The following is a 23,727-nucleotide window of genomic DNA, read 5'->3' on the forward strand; positions in this document are numbered from 1 at the left end:
GTTTCCTCAGACCCGGCCAAGGGCAAAGCCCTTGGCCACATGGTTGCGAACAAACCAGATCACCAGCATGCCCGGCAGGATGGTCAGCACCCCGGCGGCCGCCAGTACGCCCCAGTCAATCCCGGACGCTGACACGGTGCGGGTCATCACGGCGGCAATCGGTTTGGCATTCACGGACGTCAGCGTGCGCGCCAGCAGAAGTTCGACCCAGGAAAACATAAAGCAGAAAAACGCCGTGACACCGATCCCCGAGCCAATCAGCGGGATAAAGATCTTCACGAAAAACTTCGGAAAGCTATAGCCGTCGATGTAGGCCGTTTCGTCGATCTCCTTGGGCACCCCCGACATAAAGCCTTCCAGGATCCACACCGCCAGCGGCACGTTGAACAGGCAGTGGGCCAGAGCCACAGCGATATGGGTGTCGAACAGGCCGATGGACGAATACAACTGGAAAAACGGCAACAGGAACACCGCCGGCGGCGCCATGCGGTTGGTCAGCAACCAGAAGAACAGGTGCTTGTCGCCGAGGAAGCGATAGCGCGAAAACGCGTAGGCCGCCGGCAGTGCCACCGTCAGGGAAATCACGGTGTTCAGGCTCACGTAGTACAGCGAGTTCAGATACCCGGTGTACCAACTGGGGTCGGTGAAAATCACCTTGTAGTTGGCCAGGGTGAAATCCTGCGGAAACAGCGTCAGGCCGCCGAGGATTTCGGTGTTGCTCTTGAAGGACATGTTCAGCAGCCAGTAGATCGGCACCAGCAGGAACAGAATGTAGATCAGCAGCGGGATGACCTTGCGCTTGCTCATGTTGGCGGCCTCAGCGGTTGGCGTCGGAGTGGGTCATGGCGGTGTAGAACAGCCAGGACACCAACAGGATGATCAGGAAATACACCAGGGAAAACGCTGCCGCCGGCCCCAGGTCGAATTGGCCGATAGCCATCTGGGTCAAGGTCTGACTGAGGAAAGTCGTCGCATTCCCCGGCCCGCCCCCCGTCAGGACAAACGGCTCGGTGTAGATCATGAAACTGTCCATAAAGCGCAGCATCACGGCGATCAGCAGCACGCTCTTCATTTTCGGCAACTGGATATGTCGGAATACCGCCCAGGCTGATGCCCGATCAATTCGCGCGGCCTGGTAGTACACATCCGGTATGGCCCGCAGCCCGGAGTAGCACAGCAGCGCCACCAGAGAGGTCCAGTGCCACACATCCATGACCAGCACCGTGACCCAGGCGTCCATGGTGTTGGCGGCATAGTTGTAGTTGATGCCCATGGCATTCAGGCTCGAACCCAGCAGGCCGATATCGGCACGGCCGAAGATCTGCCAGATGGTGCCGACCACGTTCCACGGGATCAGCAGCGGGATGGCCATCACAATCAGCACCAGGGACGACCAGCGGCCTTTGGTGGGCATGGTCAGGGCAATGGCAATGCCCAGCGGGATCTCGATCAACAGCACACACGCGGAATAGATGAACTGGCGCAGCAGCGAGTCATGCAGGCGCGGGTCCAGCAGCACTTGCTTGTACCAGTCGGCACCGACGAAATAGCGGCTGGACTGGTCGAAAATGTCCTGCACCGAGTAGTTGACCACGGTCATCATCGGGATCACCGCGCTAAACGCCACCAGCAGGAACACCGGCAATACCAGCCACCAGGCCTTGTTGTTCTGCACCTTGTTCATGGCCGCGCCTCCAGCAGGTAATCATCGGCATAGACCATCAACCATTGCGCCGGGAAGCTGATCGACGCCCGGCCCTCGGGTACCGGTTTGTCTTCGGCCAGGCGTACTTTCAACGGCGCGCCGTCGAGGTTGAGGGTCAGGATCTTGTAGGTGCCCAGGTCTTCGATATGCATGACGTCGGCCTGCAACGCATCAGGATTGGGCTCGTCCCACACATGGATAAACTCGGGACGAATGCCGACCTGAAGTTTTTTGTAGTCCTTTTCCGCGATCTGCCGCTGCTGCACCTCGGATAACGCCAGATGTGTCCCGGCAAACCGCACCCCACCAGCTTCGGCCTGCACCTCAATCAGATTCATCCCAGGGCTGCCGATGAAATAGCCGACAAAGGTATGGCTGGGACGCTCAAACAATTCCCGCGGCGTGCCGAACTGCACAATCTGCCCGCCGTACATCACCGCGATCTTGTCGGCAAAGGTCGAGGCCTCCAACTGATCGTGGGTGACGTAAACCATGGTGATATTGAACTGCTCATGGATCTGCTTGAGCTTGCGCCGCAGTTTCCACTTCAGGTGCGGGTCGATTACCGTCAGCGGCTCGTCGAACAGGATCGCCGAGACGTCATCGCGCACCAGCCCACGGCCCATCGAGACCTTTTGCTTTTCATCGGCACTCAGGTTGCGGGCCTTTTTGCCCAGCAGGTTCTGCAGCTCGAGCACTTCAGCAATTTCCTGCACCTTGCTGTGCACTTTCGCCTCGGCCATGCCCTGGTTGCGCAGGGGGAATGCTAGGTTATCGAACACGGTCATGGTGTCGTAGACCACCGGGAACTGGAAAACCTGGGCGATATTGCGCTTTTCCGGGGTCAGCTCATTTACCACCTTATTGTCGAACAGCACCTGGCCTTCCGAAGGGCTGAGCAGGCCGGAGATGATGTTGAGCAAGGTTGACTTGCCACAGCCAGACGGCCCGAGCAACGCGTAGGCACCGCCCTGCTCCCAGATGTGGTTCATTTCGCGAATGGCGTAGTCTTCAGGCCCGGCGGGTGTAGGGCTGTAGCTATGTGCCAGGTTCTGCAAATGGATCTCGGCCATCAGGCAACCCTCGCGACACGGCGCCCGGGAGCCTGGACCAAACGGCCCTGACCATCGAACACAAACAGTTTATGGGTCGGAATATAGATGCGGATCGGCGCATCCACGTCGTACTCGTGTACTCCCGGCAGGTGTAAAACCAGCAAAAAATGCTCGCTGCGCACGTGCAGGAAGGTTTCCGAGCCGCTGATCTCCGCCACTTCCACGGTTACTGCCAGTTCCAGGTCATCGTCGTTGCTGGGCACCAGGCTGATATGACTGGGGCGCACACCAAAGCGGAATTCGCCCTCGCCGATGGGGCGCAGGTCGACATTCAACGGAAAGTGCACGTCGCTGGCGAAACTCACTTCATTGCCGCTGATGCGCCCCGGCATCAGGTTGATCGGCGGTTCGGAAAACAGTTCGGCCGCCAGCACGGTCTGCGGTTGGTGATAGACCTCGGCGGCCTTGCCGCTCTGGATCACCCGGCCTTCGTGGAGAATGGTGGTGGTGCCGCCCAGCGCCAGTGCCTCGTTGGGCTCGGTGGTGGCATAGATGGCAATGGTGTTGCGGGCCTTGAACAGCTCGCGCATTTCCTGGCGCAGCTCTTCGCGCAGTTTGTAGTCCAGATTGACCAAGGGTTCGTCGAACAGAATCAGCTCGGCATCCTTGACCAGCGCCCGGGCCATCGCCGTGCGTTGCTGCTGGCCACCGGACAGCTCCAGAGGGTGACGTTGCAGGAACTTCTCGATGCGCAGCATCTTCGCGGTTTCCAGCACTTTGCTGTGGATCAGTTCGTTGGAGGCCCCGGCCTGGCGCAGCGGCGAGGCGATGTTCTCGAACACGGTCATGGTCGGGTAGTTGATGAACTGCTGGTACACCATCGACACATTGCGCAAGCGCACCGGCTTATGGGTGACGTCGACGCCGTTCATCAGGATGCGTCCGCTGTCAGGCTTGTCCAGACCGGCCATCAGGCGCATCAGGCTGGTCTTGCCGGACAGCGTACGGCCCAGCAACACATTGAAAGAACCGGCTTCAAAGCGCAGGTTGGCGTCGTCGATCCAGGTCTGGCCTTCGACGACACGGGTCACATGTTCCAGGGTCAATGACATGACACGCCCTTTTTCTTATTGGAATTGTTCTTCCAGGGGCAGAGCGAGTTTCGTGCCAATAGTAAAAAACGTTGATTTGCCAAAGACTTGAGCAAAACCATTGCTCAGTGCTGAACAGAAATGAACATTCACAACTGAACAATTGAACAACCTCCAGGTTGACAATGAACAGTTCTGAACAACACTGAGCAAGCCCGCTCGCACATTGGAATTGCATAGGGTTCATAACAACAATAAAAAGAAGGTCACCGCCATGGCCGCACCAGCCCCGCTTTTGCCCCACGACACCATCATCCAGGACTCCTGGCGCCGCTGCCGTGCGTTCGGCCTGGATCACCAGAGCGCACCCAGCTTCGACCAACTGCCCGCCGAGGGCATCAGCCAACTGCTGGAGAGCCAGCACGCGCTGGTCCAGACCACCCACCAGGAAGTGCTGCCTTATTACGAGAACATCCTCAGCAATTCCAACTGCCTGATCATGCTGGCCGACAATCAGGGCCAAGTCCTGACCTCGTGGGGCACCCAACGCTTTATCGACCCCAAGCTGGCCCGTGGCTTCAACGCCGGAGCCAGTTGGATGGAGCGCGCCACCGGCACCAACGCCATCGGCACCGCGCTGGCCTGCGCCCAGGCGGTGCATATCGAACATGACGAACACTTCCTCAAGGCCAACCGTTTTATGACCGGTTCAGCCGCGCCGATCTTTGATGCCAACCGCGAGATCATTGCGGTACTGGATGTGTCCAGCGACAGCTACCTGCCGCCCTCCCACACCCTGGGCATGGTCAAGATGATGAGCCAGACCGTGGAAAACCGGCTGATCCTTAACCTGTTTGGCAGCGAACACTTCCAACTGACCTTCAACACCGGCCTGAACAACCTCGACAGCCAATGGGCCGGCCTGCTGATCTTCGATGAAAGTGGCCAGGTGCTGTCAGCCAATCGCCGCGCCGACAACTTGCTGGGCATCAGCCTGTCGCGGGTGATGATCGACAACCTGTTCAAGGTCTCGCTGCTGGAGTTGCTCAACCAGCCCGAAGGCCTGCCCTTTGCCCTGCAGGCTGCGGGGCGCAACCGTTTCCAGTGCCTGCTCAAACGCCCCAAACAGGCGCCGGTGCAGGCCAGGGTCTTTAGTGAACCAGCCCCCGCGCCCATCGGCCTCAAGACCCTGCACTTTGGCGACAGCCGCGTGGAAAAAGCTGTGCGCCAGGCCGAACGCCTACTGGAAAAAGACATTCCGCTGCTGATCCACGGTGAAACCGGTGTCGGCAAGGAAGTTTTCGTCAAAGCCCTGCACCAGGCCAGTTCCCGCAGCCAGCAGGCGTTTATCGCGGTCAACTGTGCGGCAATTCCGGCGGAGCTGGTGGAATCGGAGCTGTTTGGCTATGAAAAAGGCGCGTTCACCGGCGCCAATCAAAAAGGCAGCATTGGCCTGATCCGCAAGGCGGACAAAGGCACGCTGTTTCTCGATGAAATCGGTGACATGCCCTTACCCACCCAGGCCCGGCTGCTGCGGGTATTGCAGGAGCGCTGCGTACAGCCGGTGGGCAGCAGCGAATTGTTCCCGGTGGACCTGCGGATTATCTCGGCGACCAACCGTTCGCTGCGCGAACAGGTGCAGATCGGACGGTTTCGGGAGGATTTGTACTATCGCATCGGCGGCCTGACCCTGGAACTGCCGCCCCTGCGCGAGCGCAGTGACAAGCAGGCGCTGTTCAAGCAACTGTGGCAACAGCACCGCGAACCCACGCAATGGGCCGGGCTCAGTGCTGAAGTGCTGGCGTTATTCGAGCAACACCCCTGGCCGGGCAACCTGCGCCAGGTCAGCAGCGTAATGCAGGTGGCGCTGGTCATGGCCGAAGATCAACCGATTCGCCCGGAGCACCTGCCGGATGATTTTTTTGTCGACCTAGGGCAAGCCGCACCCAGCGCGCCGGTGGTCATGGACGATCTGGACGATAGGCAAAACCTTCAGCAACGACTGGCAGCGGTCGGCGGCAATATCTCCCACTTGGCGAGGGAGTTGGGGGTCAGCCGCAATACCTTATACAAGCGATTACGCGCCGCTCCATAGCCGTAAACCCTGTGTCTTTCTTTAAGACTGATCGCTAGTTGATGTGGGCATAAGCGCCGATTCCAACTGAAAAATTCCCCCTGTCCGTAAGCCCATTCTGATTTAACAGACCACACCTCCAAGCGCCCTTTTCCTGCGGCATTCTCCGACGCCTTTCTTTTGCAGAGACGTCATGGATGCCAGCCCCTGCCCCTGATTCATCGCCCATCGACCTGATCGAATACGAGCTGGATGGCTTTCACCAGAGCCTGGCGCTGTATCGCCAGCAGGTAACAAGCTGGTACGCGCTGGCCCTGGACAAGGTCAGCCACGCCACGGATTTGCCGTCGCTGCTGGGCATGGAGCGGGTGCTGCGGGTCGGTGATTCCCAGGTGTCGGTAAGCCTGACCGACACCGACTTTTCTTCCAGTGTTGCCGTGTGCCCGGCAGGCGGCGAGTTGAAGATCGAAAGCAAATTCGAGTCGGTGTATGACGTGCCGCTGGGCAATCTCCAGGTGCAGGTGATTGGCCTGGAGGACGGCAGTTCCACGTTTATCCAACTGGATGAACAGGGCAAGGGCGCCCATCACTGCGCGGCCGGTGGGCGCTATCAGGTGCGCGTACAGGGCGGGGCTTCGGCGGCGTAGGTGGAGGCGCTATTTGCGTCCTACAACGGCTTGACCGCCGAGCTACAAGCCTGGCTGCGCAAGGAATGGAGGGGGTTCAAACCGCACTGGCAGGTGTCGGCGTCAAGTGCCATTGGCAGTGGGATATTGGCCGGTACCTGGTCAGCCATTTCCGAGGTGTGGGACAGCCTGTCACTGGTGCAGGACATCCTCAAGGACCCGGCCAAGCACATCGAACGCCTTGGCGCCCAGGCCGCCGAGCTGGCAGCCCTGGCGCGCGAAGCGCCGCAGGTGATGGAACAGGCGATGTTGCTGGCCAGCGACGAAGCGGCGCTGTACCTGATGTTGCGCACGGCGATGATCTGGTTGTCGGCGTTGCCGCCCAGCCAGGTGGCAGGGAAAACCGCCGAGGTGATTGCCGGGTTTGCGGTGTCGCTGCTCATTGATTTGCTGATTGCGCTGGTGCTGACCATTGCCCTGCAAGGTGCCGGGATCGCGTACCTGGGGCTGCGTCTGGCGAAGTATGGCAAGCAGGTGGTTGACGTTGCAGTGGGCTTCGTCAAAGGCGTGTTCGACATCCTCAAGCGTTTTATGGGGGCGGTGGATCGCTACAAGGCGGTGGCTGTGCGCGGCGTGGTTGGCGGCTTGAAAAAGGGTGGCCTGCAGATGCACTGGGGCGCGCGGCGCAATACCACGCTCAAGCAGGCAGAGGCGTTGGACGACGCACCCTCCTCCGCGAAAAACCCCAACGGGGAAGCAACTGCTAGCGCTGATAAAACCGCGACCCACGGTTGCCCGGTGTCCATGGTCACCGGCGAAGAACTGCTGACCCTGACCGATGGCGAACTGGATGGCGTGCTGCCATTTGCCTGGACGCGCCTGTATCGCACCAGTGCCGTAGAGGTGGATTGCGGGCTGGGCTTTGGCTGGAGCCATTCCTTGGCGCAGCGGCTGGAGGTGGTCGGCGGGTCGGTGGTGTGGACGGACCATGAGAACCGCAGCACCACCTTTCCCCTGCCCTCCGTTGCCCGCCCGGCGATCAGCAATAGCCTGGCTGAAGCGGCGATTTATCTGGGGGCGACGCCGGATGAGCTGGTGCTGGCGCAGGGGGCACGCTTCTACCACTTTCACGACGGTGTGCTGACGGCGATCAGCGATGGGTATGACAACCGCCTGGGTATTTCCCGCGATGGCTTGGGGCGGATTCTGCGCCTGGATAACGGTGCCGGTCGCGCCTTGCTGTTGCGTTATGACCGCGGGCATATCGTGGCGCTGGACTACCAGGTGTTTCGCGTGGAAAGCGAATCGGATGACGCCTGGGTTACTGAGCAGAACGTTGTTTCCTACCGCTATGACGAACAGTGGCGACTGCTTGAGGCGATCAATGCCGTCGGCGAAAGCGAGCGCTATCAATATGACAGCCTTGCGGTAATTACTGAGCGGCAGTTGGCCGGTGGGGCGAGTTTCTTCTGGGAGTGGGAACGGTCTGGCAAGGCGGCGCGCTGTGTGCGGCATTGGGCCAGTTTTGCGCAGATGGATACGCGCTATAGCTGGGACGACGGCCGCGTCACCCTGCTTAACGCCGATGGCAGTCAGGAAGTTTACGTGCATGACCCGCGGGCACGCCTGGTGCAGCGGGTTGATCCGGATGGCGGCGAGCATTTCAGGTCCTACGACGCACAGGGGCGGCTGACGGTTGAACAGGATCCCCTGGGCGCGATCACGGCCTACCAGTACGACGAGGCTGGGCGCTTGGTGGCGCTGTTTCCTGGGGATGACGAGCCTACCTCCTACGAGTATGAGGATGGCTTCGTACGGGTCATGCGCCGGGGTGAGGCGGTCTGGAAGTACCAGCGTAATGATCAGGGCGCGATCACGCGCCAGACTGATCCTGACGGCAATGTCACCGAGTACAGCTATGACAAGCGTGGCCAGCTTTTAGCGGTTTGGTACCCGGACCACAGCTGCCAGCGCCTGACGTGGAACGATCTTGGGCAGTTGATTGGGGAGCAACTGCCCAATGGCGGCGTGCGCCGTTATCGCTATGACGACCTGGGCCGGCAGATTGCCCGCGAGGATGAACATGGCGCCCTGACCCAGTATCACTGGGACGCGGTGGGTCGGCTGATCAAGGTGGTAATGCCGGGCGGCGCCACCCGCGAATTGAGCTACAACCCCTACGGAAAAATCACCGCCGAGCGCGATGAACTGGGGCGTGTGACCCGGTATGAATATGCCGATGGCTTGCACCTGATCAGTCGCCGGATCAACCCCGATGGCACGGCCCTGCGCTATCGCTACGACAACACTCGCCTGCTGCTGACCGAGATCGAAAACGAGGCAGGTGAGCGCTATCAACTGGAGTACCACGCCAACGGCCTGATCCAGCAGGAAACCGGCTTCGACGGCCAACGCACCGCCTACGTCTACGACCTCAACGGCCACCTGCAGGAAAAAACCGAGTTTGGCGACGATGACCGTCAGTTGGTTACCACCTACCAGCGCGATAACACCGGCCGCCTCGTCCGAAAAAACCTGCCCGATGGCAGCACGGTGGATTACACCTACGACCGCCTCGGCAATCTGCTTAGCGTCGACGACGGCCACTGGCCGCTGCAGTACGAATACGACGCGCAAAGCCGCCTGACCGCCGAGCACCAAGGCTGGGGCACCCTGCGTTATGGCTACGACCACTGCGGCCAACTCGAAACCCTGCGCCTGCCAGACAACAACCGCCTGACCTTCAACCACGACAAGGGCGGCCACCTTGCCACTGTCGACCTGAATGGCCGGACACTCAGCTCGCACCTGTTCAAAGCAGGCCGCGAACACCAGCGCCAGCAGGGCCAACTGCTGAGCCACTACCACTACGACGACCAGGGCCGCCTGGCCCAACACGAACACCGCCACGGCCTTCGCCGCTACACCTACGACAACAGCGGCAACCTCACCCGCCTGCTCGACACCCGCAAGGGCCAGCACGACTACCACTACGACCCCCTCGACCGCCTGACCCGCGCCGACCATTCCCAGGATCCCACCGAACGCTTCGCCCACGACCCGGCGAACAACCTGCTGATGCAAGACCGCCCAGGCCCCGGCATCGTCGTCGGCAACCGCCTGTTACTGCAAGGCGACCGGCATTACGACTACGACGCCTTCGGAAACCTCATACGCGAACGCCGTGGCCGCGCGCAGCAGTTAGTCACCGAATACCGCTACGACTGCCAGCACCGCCTGATCGGCGTGACGCAACCGGACGGCAGCCAGGCCAGTTATCGCTATGACCCATTTGGGCGGCGCATCAGCAAAACCGTGGCGGGCAAAACCACTGAGTTTTTCTGGCAAGGCGACAAAGTCATCGCCGAGCACACGGCGGGGCAGCATCGCAGCTATCTCTACGAGCCTGATAGCTTCAGGCCGCTGGCCTTGCTGGAAGGGTTTGGTCCGGCCAATACCCAGGCGTTCCACTACCAACTGGACCACCTGGGTACGCCCCAGGAACTGACGAACACGGACGGCAAAATCGTCTGGTCAGCCCATTACCAAGCCTACGGAAAAGTCACCCGGCTGGACGTGAGCACCGTCGATAACCCGCTGCGTTTTCAGGGGCAGTATTTCGACCGGGAAAGCGGGCTGCACTACAACCGGCATCGCTACTACAATCCGGATAACGGACGCTACCTGACGCCCGACCCGGTGAAGTTGGCCGGTGGGCTGAACGGGTATTTGTATGTGCCCAACCCTACGGGGTGGGTGGATCCGTTGGGGTTGAATACGTGTCCGGGCGAAAGCGGGTGTAAACCAGCCGTTCGTATCGAAGACCCTACATCGCAAATAGAAGCCGACCACAACTCACCTGCTATACCGAATGCTTACACCCACTTCCCTTCTGATCCAAATGACTTTACCGAGGCTTTAGGCGTACAGCCAAAGATTTCAACAACAAAACACGGTACCCAACGAATGGAATGGAGGCCTAATACAGATACCCGCATTAGATTTGAAAGCCACCCGGGAGATCCTGGCCCTTTTAGTCCAAGACATCACGGCAACCACTATCACATTGAGCTTAAGCCGAATGACTTAAGCTGGAAGCAATCTGAAAAACAAAATACGCTACTGAAGGTCACCCCTGAAAATTATCAGCCCGGGCACGGAACTGGGTTTCTACCGGGCGAAAAACATCCAGGATCTTAAGATGAAGAAATTTCCCGTTTCAGACGGAACAATAGAAAAACTAATATGCGATAGAAGCACGCTATCAATAGAGTTTTCAGACTGGCAGGAGCAGCTATGGCTAATAACCTTCCACAAACTAATCGCCTTCCAAGGGATAGGTGCGATCGGATCTGAAATATCCGAAATGTACGAAACCACTGACACGCCTCTCTCAGCAGAGGCAACACGAGTAGATCCAAACGAGACAGGGACAAGTTATTGCTTCACATCCAGTGACGGATGCGATGTGATATTTACAGTAATTGCAGGTAGCTATACCGCTGAAAAACTTGACTGCACACACAACACATACACTACCAAACGTAAAAAACGGAACGATTCTATTTGATCGCAAGCCGATGCAATAATAGCTCCCTTTTACTCCCCCAAAAAACAAAACAATGAACATTGACAACCCAGCAATTAAAGCGCACTACAAAAAAATAAGATGATTGTAAAAATACTAAATATATTTTCTCATCGCGAAAAATCTTATGTTAATTATGAGACATCTGCCGGACGTGGTGTAGCAACGTGGATAGGCCCGATACCGAAAATCGGAGAGTATATTGATGTCGAATTCGACCTGAATGATATTTTTTGTTGGAAACAATAATATTACCCGACCACCCCAGCATGAGGAAAAAATAGAGATCATAGACAGCATTACCTACATAACCGCAGAACTGATCTTAGGGAATGATGATAATTGCGCAGCCCTACGCATTGGATCTTAAACAATCCTTATAGACCTGAAAGAAAAGCCCGACCATACTCCAAAGTATGTAAACTTAAAAACAACAAACATTTCACTTTACCCAACAGACGTCTAGACGAGAGCCACTCACTTGAAAGTCAATACTTTAATGTACCCAGTATCGACAGCCTTGTCCAGAACCTGCATATCAGCGATAAAAGTGACGGAAATAGTTAATCCCTAGCCAATAAAAAATAAGTCCATCATTAATGCGCCCCCTTAACTTGTGCGCCCGAATTAAGCCAACCACTAAGGCGTGATGCTCGGTAAACGCTTATAGTCGTTATCTGTGCACTTTGTTAAATAGATCCGCCCCCTTTTCGCATTATATAATATGGGCACCATCGGGCGTCTGCAGCAAGGCGAACACATACACTTGTCACCATAAGACTGATTGACAATATAGAAAACCACCACACCTCATTTAGCAGCATCAATGACGTAGTGAACTCTTCAAAAATCGCTGGACCAGATAGGCTAGAAAGGTCAAGAAAATGAAAACTCAGACGCTAGAAGACCTAATCAGCGAATACTTAGAGGAAGTTGAAAAGGCAACCAACTTACTTGAATTATCTTTTAGTACAAAAAATATCTTAGGACTGTGGCGTTCAAAAAAAATCCCGCTGCGCGGAAAGCTCAGCGATGACGCAACGTACGAACTACATGGAGTCGGCTGTAGGGTTTACATATCCGAGAAATGTATTGACTTCGATTACGGCCCCGACGGTCGAATTGATGGCTTCGACTCATGGAGACTTTACATTTACGCATGCGAAGTTCCAAAAAAATACAAAAAATACACTAACAAGACGACGCTCGAGCGAGAGTTCAGCGAGTACGTAGAAAAAGGAAAAGCAAAGAAAATTCAGGGCTCAACTTCCAACTTATTTTTCCAGAAACCTTGATAAAAACCGGAACAAAAGGAACGAACCTATTTAATCGCTAGTAAATTTAGTAATAGGCCCACCATTGCCCACTATGAATCAACACCAAAACGCGTTGAGCGGCGGCAAACGGCCATTGCTCCCGCAGGGCGCTAAATAGATCCGTTCCTTTAACCAACTACCGGAAGGGTTATATATCAATCCCCTCTCAGATATTTCCGACAGCGTTTTAGGGTTGCCACTGGGAAGCCCCCCCCATAATCTTCGGCAGTCGCTGCAAATTCAGCGACCGGGTTTCGCAGCCCGATAAAAGTGACGGACATATTTAATTCCTAGCCAATAAAAAACAAGCCCGTCATTAATGCCCCCCTTAAGTAGTGTGTCTGAATGAAGCCAACCACTAAGGCCTGGTGCTCGGCAAACAATTATAGTCGTTATCTTTACACTTTGTTAAATAGATCCGCCCCCTTTTCGCAAGGCATTTCGCCGGATAGGGGTCTCCAAGGACGATTACAGCGTGACCAAGTGGGGAAAGGACAAATACGGAAAAACCTTCCCAACCGAGTGGCGTGTACAGAAAGGGCCAAACAGAGGAACGGAAGTCAACATTGATGACCCAACGCTTGTTTCTAGCAAAAAAGGTCCTCAATCACCTCATATTGGTTACCAAACTGCCGGAAAAAGGGCAGGTGGTGGTGCAGTAAGGGGCCATATACTTTTAGAGTTACTTCCAGTTAGCCGCTCAAGAATCGGAGAACCATGATGAATTATCTAGAAGAAGAATTAGACGAAACTATAAACACGTTGAAAATCTCCTCAAAGAAGCTCAATTCTGAAGAGATCGCAACATTAATATCCACCTTAACCAAAAAATACTTTAAAACAGAAAAAAATGTACTAGATCCAGTCGATTTCAACGAGAAATGCACCGAGCACAACCCTGACTTTTGGAAGGAAATACCAGACCGCATAAAAAAAAACGACCTCATACTTTTGGTTTTTGACACGGGTCACAGAGCATGGAAACTCGAAAACGCACAAGACCTTGCGCTGTTAATAAGCGAAACAACTGGTTATCCGTTCTGGGTCACCGATCATGATCTATCGTTTTTGGTTCATCTGGATGACCATGATTGCGTGCTCTGGGCTTAAAAACCAAAGTGACATACAGTACGGGACGAATCTATTTGATGGCGAGTCGATGCAGTAGTAGATCCGCCATTGATCGCCTATGCGCCCTGAGTTTGTGTGCTTGGATAAACCATCCACTACGGCGTGATGAGCGAAATGGCTCTCACGCAAACGTCTGGTCGGGAAAGAAAAAAGAGACTCACTATCTGTTCCAAGGTTCTGCAGAACCAGTTCTCAAAATAAACAGAAGGTTTGCGAAAAAATGAGCTATCTAAAACTGAAGAAGCAAAGCTAATTGATGAAATACAAGAAAATTCACGTTCGCAGGAAGCAAGATAGATTGGAGCACTGTAAAAGCTTCCGTCAATCTAAACATTCTAGACAGACTCGAAGCTTTGGCTCAAATCTCAGAAACCCTTAGCCATTTAAACATTAATAATGTGAGTGATAAAAGTGACGGACATATTTAATCCCTAGCCAATAAAAAACAAGCCCGTCATTAATGCCCCACTTAATTAGTGTGTCTGAATGAAGCCAACCACTAAGGCGTGGTGCTCGGCAAACGCTTATAGTCGTTATCTGTACACTTCGTTAAGTAGATCCGCCCCCTTTTCGCAGAAGGGATCCGCAAAATCCGATTTTAAATTAAGCCATGAACGGTGCCGAAATGAAGTTTCATAAAGATGGAACACCATTCACGCTATCCCCCAGAAAAGGAATACAAAAGTGCTATTTCACCCTTTTTCCAGCCATATACCTTTCGATGCGAGCTTGAATTATTTTGTAGGTGTTTTTGACATTTACGACCAAGAAGAGACCAAAGGGGTTGAACTCTCAAAGTACAACCCAAACAACCCAAAAGACAGAAAAAAACTTATACTCAAATACTGTCTTGACCCAGACGAGCAGCTTTCATACAGGCACAGATACACTCTTATGAAAGCCTTGAAACACTCTCTAGACAGCAAAAATTTTAATTTCAACGCTTTCTTTGAGGACAACCATGATGAATATACAAGCATGGCCTGGAATGAAGATGAAATAGAGGATCCTCGAGAGTTTTTTGAGGAAGTTTATAGATTAGCCAGTGATAAATGGAAAGACGATCTGGACAAAGCCAGCCAGGAGGACCCATCCACCTGGTAACCCTGGACAAAAAGGAGGATTTATTTAATCGCATTTAAGAACTTCGCCCCCTACCCCTCAGATATTTCCGACAGCGTTTTAGGGTTACCACTCGGAAGCCCCCCATAATCTTCGGCAGTCGCTGCAAATTCAGCGACCGGGTTTCGCAGCGATGGGTAGTAGCTCCAACCTCTAGGAGCTTTACCATGATCAAACACAGCCCAAGCCCTCCATCAGACTCAACCTCGCTTCACGCAGCGGCTCACCGCTGAACCCTCCTACTGAAACAAAGCGGTCTGCTGAAGGCCATGGCATCTTCATCGTGCGCAAAGGAACAGATCCAAAGACGTTGTTGATCAACGCTTCGGAGGACCTTGCGTCGGCTCAACCACTACGTCGCTCCCATTCGCCGCCAACGTGCAGGCGCTAAAGTGATACCGTCTTGATTCCACTTGATAAAAAAGGAGTTTTACCACCCATGAGGATCAAATGTTCCGTCTTTATCGCAGCAAGCATTGACGGTTTTATTGCCCGGCCAGATGGGGATATTGAGTGGCTGCACCGACCGGAATATGAAAGTTCGGGCTTGAATGGCATCACTTATGAAAGCTTCATCGCAACAGTCGACGGGTTGGTCATGGGGCGCAAGACCCTGGAAAAAAGTACTGTCCTTTCCAGAGTGGCCCTATGAGGGCACGCCGGTCATAGCGCTTTCCCACAAGACCTTAGAGATTCCTGCGCACCTACAGGGCAAGGTGGAGGTGTTGGCCGCCGATGTGAGCACGCTCGTCGACCAACTGGCCGAGCGCGGCATGAAACATCTTTATATCGACGGCGGCCAGACCATCCAGGCATTTCTTGAAGCAGGCCTGCTCAGTGAGTTGATCATCACCCGCATTCCGATTCTGCTGGGCCAGGGAGTTCCCTTGTTCAGTCACGTCGGTCGTGAATGTGAGCTTCGCCACATCGCTACCTGTACCTCGGACAATGGCTTTGTCCAGAGCCGGTATGCCATCGAGCAGCGTTGACTCGCAACACCGCCACAAACAAAAACGCCCCGAACCAGTCGGGGCGTTTTTATTCATGCAGGCATCAGCCGTCAGTCAGCCAAGCGCCAGGTCGTCCCGCCCTTGCCGTCTTCCAATACCACGCCCATGGCGGTGAGTTGGTCGCGGATGCGGTCGGATTCTGCCCAGTCCTTGTTGGCACGGGCATTCAGGCGGGCCTGGATCAAGGCGTCGACTTCGGCGGCGTCCACACGCCCTTCGGCGCCGGCTTGCAGGAAGTCGTCCGCTTCCATTTGCAACACGCCCAGCACGCTGGCCAGTTCCTTGAGGCGTGCCGCCAGGCCGGCCGCTGCGGCGAGATCGCTCTCGCGCAGGCGGTTGATCTCGCGGACCATCTCGAACAGTACGGCGCAGGCTTCGGGGGTGCCGAAGTCGTCGTTCATCACGGTAGTGAAGCGTTCAACAAACGCCTCGCCACCGGCCGGCGCCACAACCGGCAGGCCTTTCAACGCGTGGTAGAACCGCTCCAGGGCGCCCTTGGCGTCCTTGAGGTTGTCTTCCGAGTAGTTGATGGCACTGCGGTAATGGCTCGATACCAGCAGATAACGCACAACCTCCGGGTGGTACTTTTCCAGCACGTCGCGGATGGTGAAGAAGTTGTTCAAGGACTTGGACATCTTCTCGCCATTGATGCGAATCATGCCGCAATGCATCCACGCGTTAGCATAGGTCTTGCCGGTGGCCGCTTCGCTTTGGGCGATTTCGTTTTCGTGGTGCGGGAACTCAAGATCGCTGCCGCCGCCATGAATGTCGAACGTCTCGCCCAGGCAGCAGGTGGACATCACCGAGCATTCGATGTGCCAGCCCGGACGCCCGGCGCCCCAGGGGGATTCCCAGCTCGGCTCGCCGGGCTTGGTGCCTTTCCACAGCACGAAGTCCAGCGGGTCTTGCTTGGCTTCGTCGACTTCGATGCGTGCGCCGATGCGCAGGTCTTCGATTTTCTTGCGCGACAGCTTGCCGTAGCCCATGAACTTGGCGACGCGGTAGTACACGTCGCCATTGCCCGGGGCGTAGGCGTAGCCCTTGTCGATCAAGGTCTGGATCATCGCGTGCATGCCCGGGATATGGTCCGTGGCGCGCGGCTCCATGTCTGGTTTGAGGATATTGAGGCGCGCCTCGTCCTCGTGCATGGCGGCGATCATGCGCTCGGTCAGCGCGTCGAACGACTCGCCGTTTTCATTGGCGCGATTGATGATCTTGTCGTCGATGTCGGTGATGTTGCGCACGTACGTCAAGTCGTAGCCGCTGAAACGCAACCAGCGGGTCACCAGGTCGAAAGCAACCATGCTGCGGCCGTGGCCGATGTGGCAGTAGTCGTACACGGTCATGCCGCACACGTACATGCGCACCTTGTTGCCGTCCAGCGGTTTGAAGACTTCTTTGGTCTTGCTGAGCGTGTTGTAGATCGTTAGCACGATGTTTCCCTTAAGACTTGATCACTGGCCCCACGAATCACGCAAGGTCACGGTACGGTTGAATACCGGCTGACCAGGTTTCGAGTCCTTGATATCCGCGCAGAAGTAGCCTTCGCGCTCGAACTGGAAACGGTCTTCCGGCTGTGCGTCGCCCAAAGACGGTTCGGCACGACAACCTGTAAGTACTTGCAGGGAGTCAGGGTTGATGTTGTCCAGGAAGCTGGCGCTGTCTTCGGCCTTCTCGGGGTTAGGCGAGCGGAACAGGCGATCGTACAGGCGCACTTCGCACTCGACGCTGGCCGCGGCCGGCACCCAGTGCACCACGCCTTTGACCTTGCGGCCTTCAGGGTTCTTGCCCAGGGTTTCAGGATCGTAGGAGCAACGCAGTTCGACGATGTTGCCATCGGCGTCCTTGATGGCTTCGTCGGCACGGATCACGTAGCTGCCACGCAGGCGCACTTCGCCATTCGGCTCCAGGCGCTTGTAGCCCTTGGGCGGCTCTTCCATGAAGTCATCGCGGTCGATGTAGATTTCACGGGCGAACGGCAGCTTGCGCACGCCCAGTTCTTCTTTTTGCGGGTGACGCGGCAGTTCGAGGTGCTCGACCTGGTCTTGCGGGTAGTTGGTGATCACGACTTTCAACGGACGCAGCACGCACATGGCGCGCGGGGCGTTCGCGTCGAGGTCCTGACGGATGCTGAACTCGAGCATGCCGTAGTCAACCACGCCGTCGGAGCGGTTGGTGCCGACCATGTCGCAGAAATTGCGGATCGACGCCGGGGTGTAGCCACGACGGCGGAAGCCCGACAGGGTCGACATGCGTGGGTCGTCCCAGCCATGTACGTGCTTCTCATCGACCAACTGCTTGAGCTTGCGCTTGCTGGTGATGGTGTAGTTCAGGTTCAGGCGGCTGAATTCGTACTGACGCGGGTGCGCCGGCACCGGCAGGCTGTCGAGGAACCATTCGTACAGCGGGCGATGGCTTTCGAACTCCAGGGTGCAGATGGAGTGGGTAATGCCTTCGATGGCGTCCGACTGACCGTGGGTGAAGTCATAGTTGGGGTAGATGCACCACTTGTCACCGGTCTGGTGGTGATGGGCGTGGCGGATGCGGTACATGATCGGGTCGCGCAGGTTCATGTTCGGCGAGGCCATGTCGATCTTGGCCCGCAATACACGGGCGCCGTCCGGGAACTCGCCGTCGCGCATGCGGGTGAACCAGTCCAGGTTCTCTTCTACCGAACGGTCGCGGAACGGGCTGTTCTTGCCCGGCTCGGTCAAGGTGCCACGGTATTCCTTGGCCTGCTCAGGCGTCAGGTCGTCGACGTAGGCCTTGCCAGCCTTGATCAGTTCCACGGCCCAGTCGAACAACTGGTCGAAATACTTGGAGGCGTAGCGCACTTCACCGGACCATTCGAAGCCCAGCCACTTGATGTCGCTTTCGATGGCGTCGATGTATTCCTGGTCTTCCTTGGCCGGGTTGGTGTCGTCGAAACGCAGGTGCGTTACGCCACCGAACTCCTGGGCCAGGCCGAAGTTCACACAGATCGACTTGGCGTGGCCGATATGCAGGTAACCGTTGGGCTCAGGTGGGAAACGGGTGACGATCTGCGTGTGCTTGCCCGAATCCAGGTCCGCCTGGATGATCGGGCGCAGGAAATTGACCGGGACGGCAGGTCCGGCCTTGGAATTCGAGGTAGGGTCGACAGTGGGCTTGCTCATAGGATCCTTGAACAGACAGGTACGTGGCCGGGTCGGGCCAGACAAACAAAGGGCTTATCATAGCCGATGCCGTCAAGCACCTGACAGGGCATGGCCAAAAACTGCTGCATTTATTGCATGGGCGGTAAAAAACCACCTCGAAATTCCTGACAGGCACGCTAAACTGCGCGCCTTGGCCGCAGTTTAGCCAACCCGGTAAGGTGCCCAGGCGTCCGAACCCACGAATTCCCTGAAAAGAGTAATGAACATGACTCAAGTCAAACTGACCACCAACCACGGTGACATCGTCATCGAGCTGAACGCCGAGAAAGCGCCGATCACCGTCGCCAACTTCATCGAGTACGTTAACGCCGGCCACTACGAAAACACCGTTTTCCACCGTGTCATCGGCAACTTCATGGTCCAGGGCGGCGGTTTCGAGCCTGGCATGAAAGAAAAGAAAGACAAGCGTCCAAGCATCCAGAACGAAGCGGACAACGGCCTTTCCAACGACAAGTACACCGTCGCCATGGCCCGTACCATGGAGCCGCATTCGGCCTCCGCGCAGTTCTTCATCAACGTGGCTGACAACGGTTTCCTCAACCACAGCGCCAAGACCGTACAGGGTTGGGGCTACGCGGTATTCGGTAAAGTCACCGAAGGCACCGACGTCGTGGACAAGATCAAGGGTGTTTCCACCACTACGAAAAGCGGTCACCAGGACGTACCAGCAGAAGACGTGATCATCGAGAAAGCCGAGATCGTTGCGTGATACTGCTGATTTCAGACTTGCATCTGGAAGAGGAGCGCCCGGACATTACCCGGGCGTTTCTGGATTTACTCCACGGCCGCGCCCGTGGCGCGCAAGCGTTGTACATCCTGGGGGACTTTTTCGAAGCCTGGATTGGTGACGATGGCATGACCCCGTTCCAGCGTTCGATTTGCGCGGCTCTACGTGAGCTGAGCGACAGTGGCACCCAAGTATTCCTGATGCACGGCAACCGGGATTTCCTGATCGGCAAGGCGTTCTGCAAAGCCGCAGGCGCAACGTTGCTCAAGGACCCTACCGTCGTGCAGCTGTATGGCGAGCCCGTGCTGTTGATGCACGGCGACAGCCTGTGTACCCGCGACCTCGGCTATATGAAGCTGCGGCGCATCCTACGTAATCCCATCGTGCTGTTTATCCTGCGCCACCTGCCCTTGCGCACCCGCCATAAACTGGCGCACAAGCTGCGCAGCGAAAGCCGTGCCCAGGTACGCATGAAGGCCAACGATATTGTCGATGTAACGCCCGAGGAAGTGCCACGGGTGATGCAAGCCTTCGGCGTGCGCACCCTGGTCCACGGCCACACCCACCGCCCGGCCATTCACAAGTTGCAGATTGGCGAGCAGGCGGCCAAGCGCATTGTGCTGGGAGATTGGGACAAGCAGGGTTGGGCGTTGCAGGTGGATGAGCAAGGGTTTCAACTGGCGGCGTTTGACTTCGTCAATCCGCAGTTGGCGTTGCCTGGCGCCTGACTTGCAAACAACACGAAGCAAATGTGGGAGCGGGCTTGCTCCCACATTTCTAACCGCGAACACGTCAAGATCAGTGCCCTGATGCCGCCGGCCCCGCCTTCGCAGTAAACGGCGGCTTGGCCAGCCACACCAGCAGGATCAAGCCCATGAACATCCACCCCAGCAGCGTGAAGTAATCCACGGTGGACATCATGTACGCCTGGCTGGTGAGGATCTGGTCCAGTTGCGCATAGGCCTTGTGCCCCGCACCGCCCAGGGTGTTCAGCGCATCGCGGGTAGCCGAGTCGTACACGCTCATACTCTCGCTCATATAGGCATGGTGCTGGTCCGCGCGGCGAATCCAGATCCAGGTGGTCAGCGATGCCGCAAAGCTGCCGCCCAGGGTCCGCAGGAAGGTCGCCAGGCCTGCGCCGTCGGCGATCTGGTGCGGCGGCAGATCGGACATCAGGATGCTCAAGGTCGGCATAAAGAACAGCGCCACGCCGATGCCCATGAACAGCTGCACCAGGGCGATATGCTGGAAGTCCACTTCATTGGTGAAGCCGGCGCGCATAAAGCAGCTCAGGCCGATCGCCAGGAACGCCAGGCCGGCCAGCAGCCGCAAGTCGAACTTGTGCGCGTACTTGCCGACAAAGGGCGACATCAGCACCGGCAGGATGCCGATCGGCGCCACCGCCAGCCCGGCCCAGGTCGCGGTGTAGCCCATCTGCGTCTGCAGCCATTGCGGCAGGATCAGGTTGATACCAAAGAACCCGGCGTAGCCCAGCACCAAGACGATGGTGCCGATGCGGAAGTTGCGATGGGCAAACAGGCGCAGGTTGACCACTGGGTGCTTGTCGGTCATTTCCCAGATCACAAACACCGCCAGGGCGATCACCGAAATGGCCGCGCCGATGATGATGAAATTGGATTCGAACCAGTCCAGGTCATTGCCCTTGTCGAGGATGATCTGCAAGGCACCGACCCCGACGATCAAGCTCAGCAGCCCGACATAGTCCATCGGCTGATGACTGGTGACCACCGGGCGTTTCTTGAGCTGCGCACGCACCACCATCACCGCAAATATCCCGATGGGCACGTTGATAAAGAAGATCCACGGCCAGCTGTAGCTGTCGGTAATCCAGCCGCCAAGAATAGGCCCGGCAATGGGCGCGACCACCGTGACCATCGCCAGCAACGCCAAGGCCATGCCGCGCCTGGCGGGGGGATAGACCGCAATCAGCAAGGTTTGGGTCATTGGATACAACGGGCCCGCCACCAAGCCTTGCAGCACGCGAAAGCCAATCAACTCGGGCATCGAGGTGGAGACACCACACAGGAACGAGGCCAGCACAAACAGGACGGTCGCCCACAAAAACAGCTTCACCTCACCAAAGCGCCGGCTCAACCAGCCGGTCAATGGCAAGGCAATGGCATTGCTTACGGCAAATGAGGTGATGACCCAGGTGCCCTGCTCCGAACTCACGCCCAGGTTGCCGGAAATGGTCGGCAACGCCACGTTGGCGATGGTGGTGTCGAGCACCTGCATAAAGGTCGCCAGGGACAGGCCAATGGTGGCCATCAGCAAGCTGGGTGGCGTGAACGAGGCGTTATTGCTCATTAGCGTTGTGCTGCCTTGGGCGCGGCCACGCTGTTGTCATGGATCAACTGGGTGATCATCGCGTCGGCCTCGGCCAACTGGCGGTCATACACGGTGGTGGTGAACGAGGCTTTTTGCGGCGGTTGTTGCGCCAGTACCGGTCCACTCTGGTCGTGCAGGTTGACTTCCACCTGGGTCGACAAGCCCACCCGCAACGGGTGCTGGGCCAACTCCTGGGCATTGATATGGATGCGCACCGGTACCCGCTGCACGATCTTGATCCAGTTGCCGGTGGCGTTCTGGGCCGGCAGCAAGGCAAAGGCGCTGCCGGTACCGGCGCCGAGGCTGTCGACGGTGCCGCTGTACTTCACGTCGCTGCCGTAGAGATCGGCCTCGATATCCACCGGCTGGCCAATGCGCATCTGGCGCAGTTGGGTTTCCTTGAAGTTGGCGTCGATCCACAGTTGGTCCAGGGGAATCACCGCCATCAACGCGGTACCCGGCTCGACCCGCTGGCCCAGTTGCACGGTGCGCTTGGCGACGTAGCCGGTGACCGGTGCGATCAGGGTGCTGCGCGCATTGGTCAGGTAGGCCTGGCGCAGTTGCGCGGCAGCGGCCTGCACATCCGGGTGGGACGAAATCACCGTGTCATCCACCAACGCAGTGGAGGTATTGAGTTGCTGTTGCAGGTTGGCCAGTGAGTTGCTCGCCGCGCTCAGGGCATCGCGGGCGTGGGACAGTTCTTCCAGGGAAATCGCGCCGCCCTGGGCGAGGATTCTGCGGCGGTTGAAGTTGTCCTGGGCGGTTTGCACCTGGGCTTTTTGCGCCTGTACCTGGGCTTTCATGCCATCCACATTGCTGTACAAGCCACGCACCTGACGTACCGTGCGCGCCAGGTTGGCCTGGGCACTTTGCAGGCCGACGGCGGCGTCGTTGGGGTCGAAGTTGATCAGCACCTGGCCTTCGTGGACCAGGTCGCCATCGTCGGCGCCAATGCTGACCACGGTACCGGTGACCAGCGGGGTGATTTCCACCACGTTGCCATTCACGTACGCATCGTCGGTACTTTCGCTCCAACGGCCATACAGCTCGTGCCAGCCCCACACGCCCAGGACGCAAAGGACGACGATCAGCGCCAGGCCCAGCAACATGATTTTGCGTTTGCGCGGGTTGCCGTCGTTGGGTTGGGAGTGTGCGGTGTTGTTTGCTTGGGCAGTAGCCATGACAAGTACCTTGCGTTATTCAGCGCGCGTGACTGGCGTGTTCATTGAGTCCCGACCCGCTGCAACGTGATGGGATCACCCGCAGCGATCAGGATTTTCTTCAGGATGTGCTCCAGGGTCTGCAACTCCCCCGGTTCGAGTGCGCCAGCCAACTGGTTCAGGGCCTGGGCGCCGATCTGCGGCAGCATGTCCGCCAGGCGCTGGCCTTCTGCAGTCAGCACCAGTTGCACCTGGCGCCGGTCCTGCTCGGAGCGCTTGCGCGCCAGCAGGTCTTTTTGCTCCAGGCGGTCGAGCATGCGAGTCATCGAGCCACTGTCCAGGGACAGGTTGCGGCACAGCTCCGCCGGGGTATCGACGCCGAACTGGGCCATGATGATCAACACCTTGAACTGCGCGGCAGTGATGCCGTGGGGTTCCATATGGGTGTCGATGATGCGGTCCTTGAGAATCGCGGCGCGCCCCAGCAACAGCCCGAGATGGCAGTTATGGAAGTTTTCCGGGGTGAAGTGTTCCATCGGGAGTCACCTTATTACTGCCTAGGCAGTGAATGTGTGA

19 protein-coding genes and 1 pseudogene are annotated in these 23,727 nt (G+C 57.0%); 11 read left to right on the top strand and 9 right to left on the bottom strand.

The genetic code is table 11. The features are described from left to right. Positions 1-6: 6 nt before the first annotated feature. Genes JFT44_RS18860 through JFT44_RS18875 form a run of 4 tightly spaced genes read right to left on the bottom strand, consistent with a single transcriptional unit; the run spans position 7 to position 3,872 of the window. Complete coding sequence (locus JFT44_RS18860; protein ID WP_017735079.1) at positions 7-807, bottom strand: carbohydrate ABC transporter permease; 801 nt, start codon at positions 805-807, stop codon at positions 7-9. Positions 808-817: 10 nt separating this feature from the next. Then, a complete protein-coding gene (locus tag JFT44_RS18865; RefSeq protein WP_057441394.1) occupies positions 818-1,684 on the bottom strand; it encodes a carbohydrate ABC transporter permease in 867 nt (288 codons plus the stop codon). Further along, positions 1,681-2,778, bottom strand: coding sequence for an ABC transporter ATP-binding protein (locus tag JFT44_RS18870; RefSeq protein WP_198831028.1), 1,098 nt, complete (start codon positions 2,776-2,778; stop codon positions 1,681-1,683). The genes JFT44_RS18865 and JFT44_RS18870 overlap by 4 nt, the downstream gene beginning before the upstream one ends. Next, entirely contained in the window at positions 2,778-3,872 is a 1,095-nt protein-coding gene (locus JFT44_RS18875; protein ID WP_057445261.1) for an ABC transporter ATP-binding protein, read from the bottom strand. Before JFT44_RS18875 ends, JFT44_RS18870 begins: the two co-directional genes overlap by 1 nt. 253 nt (positions 3,873-4,125) lie before the next feature. Between JFT44_RS18875 and JFT44_RS18880 the strand changes: the two genes are divergently transcribed. From JFT44_RS18880 to JFT44_RS18915, 9 genes and pseudogenes are all read left to right on the top strand, one after another. Continuing rightward, positions 4,126-5,946 carry a sigma-54-dependent Fis family transcriptional regulator gene (locus JFT44_RS18880; protein WP_198831029.1) on the top strand — a complete coding sequence of 607 codons (1,821 nt, stop codon included), beginning with the start codon at positions 4,126-4,128 and terminating at the stop codon, positions 5,944-5,946. A gap of 176 nt (positions 5,947-6,122) precedes the next feature. Then, the gene (locus JFT44_RS29210; RefSeq protein WP_374068250.1) at positions 6,123-6,572 is read left to right on the top strand and encodes a hypothetical protein; all 450 of its coding nucleotides are present in this window, start codon (positions 6,123-6,125) and stop codon (positions 6,570-6,572) included. Next, complete coding sequence (locus JFT44_RS18885) at positions 6,573-10,751, top strand: RHS repeat-associated core domain-containing protein (protein WP_374068251.1); 4,179 nt, start codon at positions 6,573-6,575, stop codon at positions 10,749-10,751. A 1-nt stretch (position 10,752) separates the two neighbouring features. Then, positions 10,753-11,121 carry a hypothetical protein gene (locus JFT44_RS18890; protein WP_081044273.1) on the top strand — a complete coding sequence of 123 codons (369 nt, stop codon included), beginning with the start codon at positions 10,753-10,755 and terminating at the stop codon, positions 11,119-11,121. 902 nt (positions 11,122-12,023) lie between these two features. Next, on the top strand, positions 12,024-12,434 hold the full coding sequence (locus tag JFT44_RS18895) for a hypothetical protein (RefSeq protein WP_198831030.1): 411 nt from the start codon (positions 12,024-12,026) through the stop codon (positions 12,432-12,434). Positions 12,435-12,867: 433 nt separating this feature from the next. Continuing rightward, positions 12,868-13,176 (top strand): polymorphic toxin type 47 domain-containing protein, encoded by a 309-nt coding sequence (locus JFT44_RS29215; protein ID WP_120733481.1) that lies wholly within the window; start codon positions 12,868-12,870, stop codon positions 13,174-13,176. Next, on the top strand, positions 13,176-13,565 hold the full coding sequence (locus JFT44_RS18905; RefSeq protein ID WP_170045415.1) for a hypothetical protein: 390 nt from the start codon (positions 13,176-13,178) through the stop codon (positions 13,563-13,565). Before JFT44_RS29215 ends, JFT44_RS18905 begins: the two co-directional genes overlap by 1 nt. A 705-nt stretch (positions 13,566-14,270) precedes the next feature. Further along, positions 14,271-14,690: a hypothetical protein gene (locus tag JFT44_RS18910; protein ID WP_057441586.1), complete on the top strand. Its 420-nt coding sequence runs from the start codon at positions 14,271-14,273 to the stop codon at positions 14,688-14,690. Positions 14,691-15,147: 457 nt separating this feature from the next. After that, a pseudogene (locus JFT44_RS18915) lies at positions 15,148-15,697 on the top strand (dihydrofolate reductase family protein). A 71-nt stretch (positions 15,698-15,768) separates the two neighbouring features. On the opposite strand, the gene cysS reads toward JFT44_RS18915, so the two are convergent. Beyond that, positions 15,769-17,151, bottom strand: coding sequence for a cysteine--tRNA ligase (cysS, locus tag JFT44_RS18920; protein WP_057441584.1), 1,383 nt, complete (start codon positions 17,149-17,151; stop codon positions 15,769-15,771). Positions 17,152-17,172: 21 nt separating this feature from the next. Next, a complete protein-coding gene (locus tag JFT44_RS18925; RefSeq protein WP_057960030.1) occupies positions 17,173-18,873 on the bottom strand; it encodes a glutamine--tRNA ligase/YqeY domain fusion protein in 1,701 nt (566 codons plus the stop codon). Between the two features lie 247 nt (positions 18,874-19,120). On the opposite strand from JFT44_RS18925, the gene JFT44_RS18930 reads away from it, so the two are divergent. Then, positions 19,121-19,624: a peptidylprolyl isomerase gene (locus tag JFT44_RS18930; protein ID WP_057441582.1), complete on the top strand. Its 504-nt coding sequence runs from the start codon at positions 19,121-19,123 to the stop codon at positions 19,622-19,624. Next, the gene (gene lpxH / locus JFT44_RS18935; protein ID WP_057960031.1) at positions 19,621-20,370 is read left to right on the top strand and encodes a UDP-2,3-diacylglucosamine diphosphatase; all 750 of its coding nucleotides are present in this window, start codon (positions 19,621-19,623) and stop codon (positions 20,368-20,370) included. The genes JFT44_RS18930 and lpxH overlap by 4 nt, the downstream gene beginning before the upstream one ends. A gap of 70 nt (positions 20,371-20,440) precedes the next feature. Here lpxH and JFT44_RS18940 read toward each other — a convergent pair whose 3' ends face one another. From JFT44_RS18940 to JFT44_RS18950, 3 genes are read right to left on the bottom strand one after another with little or no spacing between them, the layout of a single operon-like run. Beyond that, positions 20,441-21,970, bottom strand: coding sequence for a DHA2 family efflux MFS transporter permease subunit (locus JFT44_RS18940; protein ID WP_057441580.1), 1,530 nt, complete (start codon positions 21,968-21,970; stop codon positions 20,441-20,443). Beyond that, a complete protein-coding gene (locus tag JFT44_RS18945) occupies positions 21,970-23,172 on the bottom strand; it encodes an efflux RND transporter periplasmic adaptor subunit (protein WP_115128488.1) in 1,203 nt (400 codons plus the stop codon). The genes JFT44_RS18940 and JFT44_RS18945 overlap by 1 nt, the downstream gene beginning before the upstream one ends. Before the next feature lie 41 nt (positions 23,173-23,213). Continuing rightward, positions 23,214-23,687 carry a MarR family winged helix-turn-helix transcriptional regulator gene (locus JFT44_RS18950; RefSeq protein ID WP_057441577.1) on the bottom strand — a complete coding sequence of 158 codons (474 nt, stop codon included), beginning with the start codon at positions 23,685-23,687 and terminating at the stop codon, positions 23,214-23,216. Positions 23,688-23,727: the final 40 nt, after the last annotated feature.

This window comes from Pseudomonas sp. MF5691, from assembly GCF_016405645.1.
Classification (GTDB): Bacteria; Pseudomonadota; Gammaproteobacteria; order Pseudomonadales; family Pseudomonadaceae; genus Aquipseudomonas; species Aquipseudomonas shahriarae.

Coding starts and splice junctions, on each gene's coding strand:
- JFT44_RS18865 (WP_057441394.1), bottom strand. CDS start 1,684: ATGAACAAGGTGCAGAACAACAAGGCCTGGTGGCTGGTATTGCCGGTG.
- JFT44_RS18925 (WP_057960030.1), bottom strand. CDS start 18,873: ATGAGCAAGCCCACTGTCGACCCTACCTCGAATTCCAAGGCCGGACCT.
- JFT44_RS18930 (WP_057441582.1), top strand. CDS start 19,121: ATGACTCAAGTCAAACTGACCACCAACCACGGTGACATCGTCATCGAG.
- JFT44_RS18940 (WP_057441580.1), bottom strand. CDS start 21,970: ATGAGCAATAACGCCTCGTTCACGCCACCCAGCTTGCTGATGGCCACC.
- JFT44_RS18870 (WP_198831028.1), bottom strand. CDS start 2,778: ATGGCCGAGATCCATTTGCAGAACCTGGCACATAGCTACAGCCCTACA.
- JFT44_RS29210 (WP_374068250.1), top strand. CDS start 6,123: ATGCCAGCCCCTGCCCCTGATTCATCGCCCATCGACCTGATCGAATAC.
- JFT44_RS18895 (WP_198831030.1), top strand. CDS start 12,024: ATGAAAACTCAGACGCTAGAAGACCTAATCAGCGAATACTTAGAGGAA.
- JFT44_RS18945 (WP_115128488.1), bottom strand. CDS start 23,172: ATGGCTACTGCCCAAGCAAACAACACCGCACACTCCCAACCCAACGAC.
- JFT44_RS18860 (WP_017735079.1), bottom strand. CDS start 807: ATGAGCAAGCGCAAGGTCATCCCGCTGCTGATCTACATTCTGTTCCTG.
- JFT44_RS18890 (WP_081044273.1), top strand. CDS start 10,753: ATGAAGAAATTTCCCGTTTCAGACGGAACAATAGAAAAACTAATATGC.
- JFT44_RS18875 (WP_057445261.1), bottom strand. CDS start 3,872: ATGTCATTGACCCTGGAACATGTGACCCGTGTCGTCGAAGGCCAGACC.
- JFT44_RS18950 (WP_057441577.1), bottom strand. CDS start 23,687: ATGGAACACTTCACCCCGGAAAACTTCCATAACTGCCATCTCGGGCTG.
- JFT44_RS18880 (WP_198831029.1), top strand. CDS start 4,126: ATGGCCGCACCAGCCCCGCTTTTGCCCCACGACACCATCATCCAGGAC.
- JFT44_RS18905 (WP_170045415.1), top strand. CDS start 13,176: ATGAATTATCTAGAAGAAGAATTAGACGAAACTATAAACACGTTGAAA.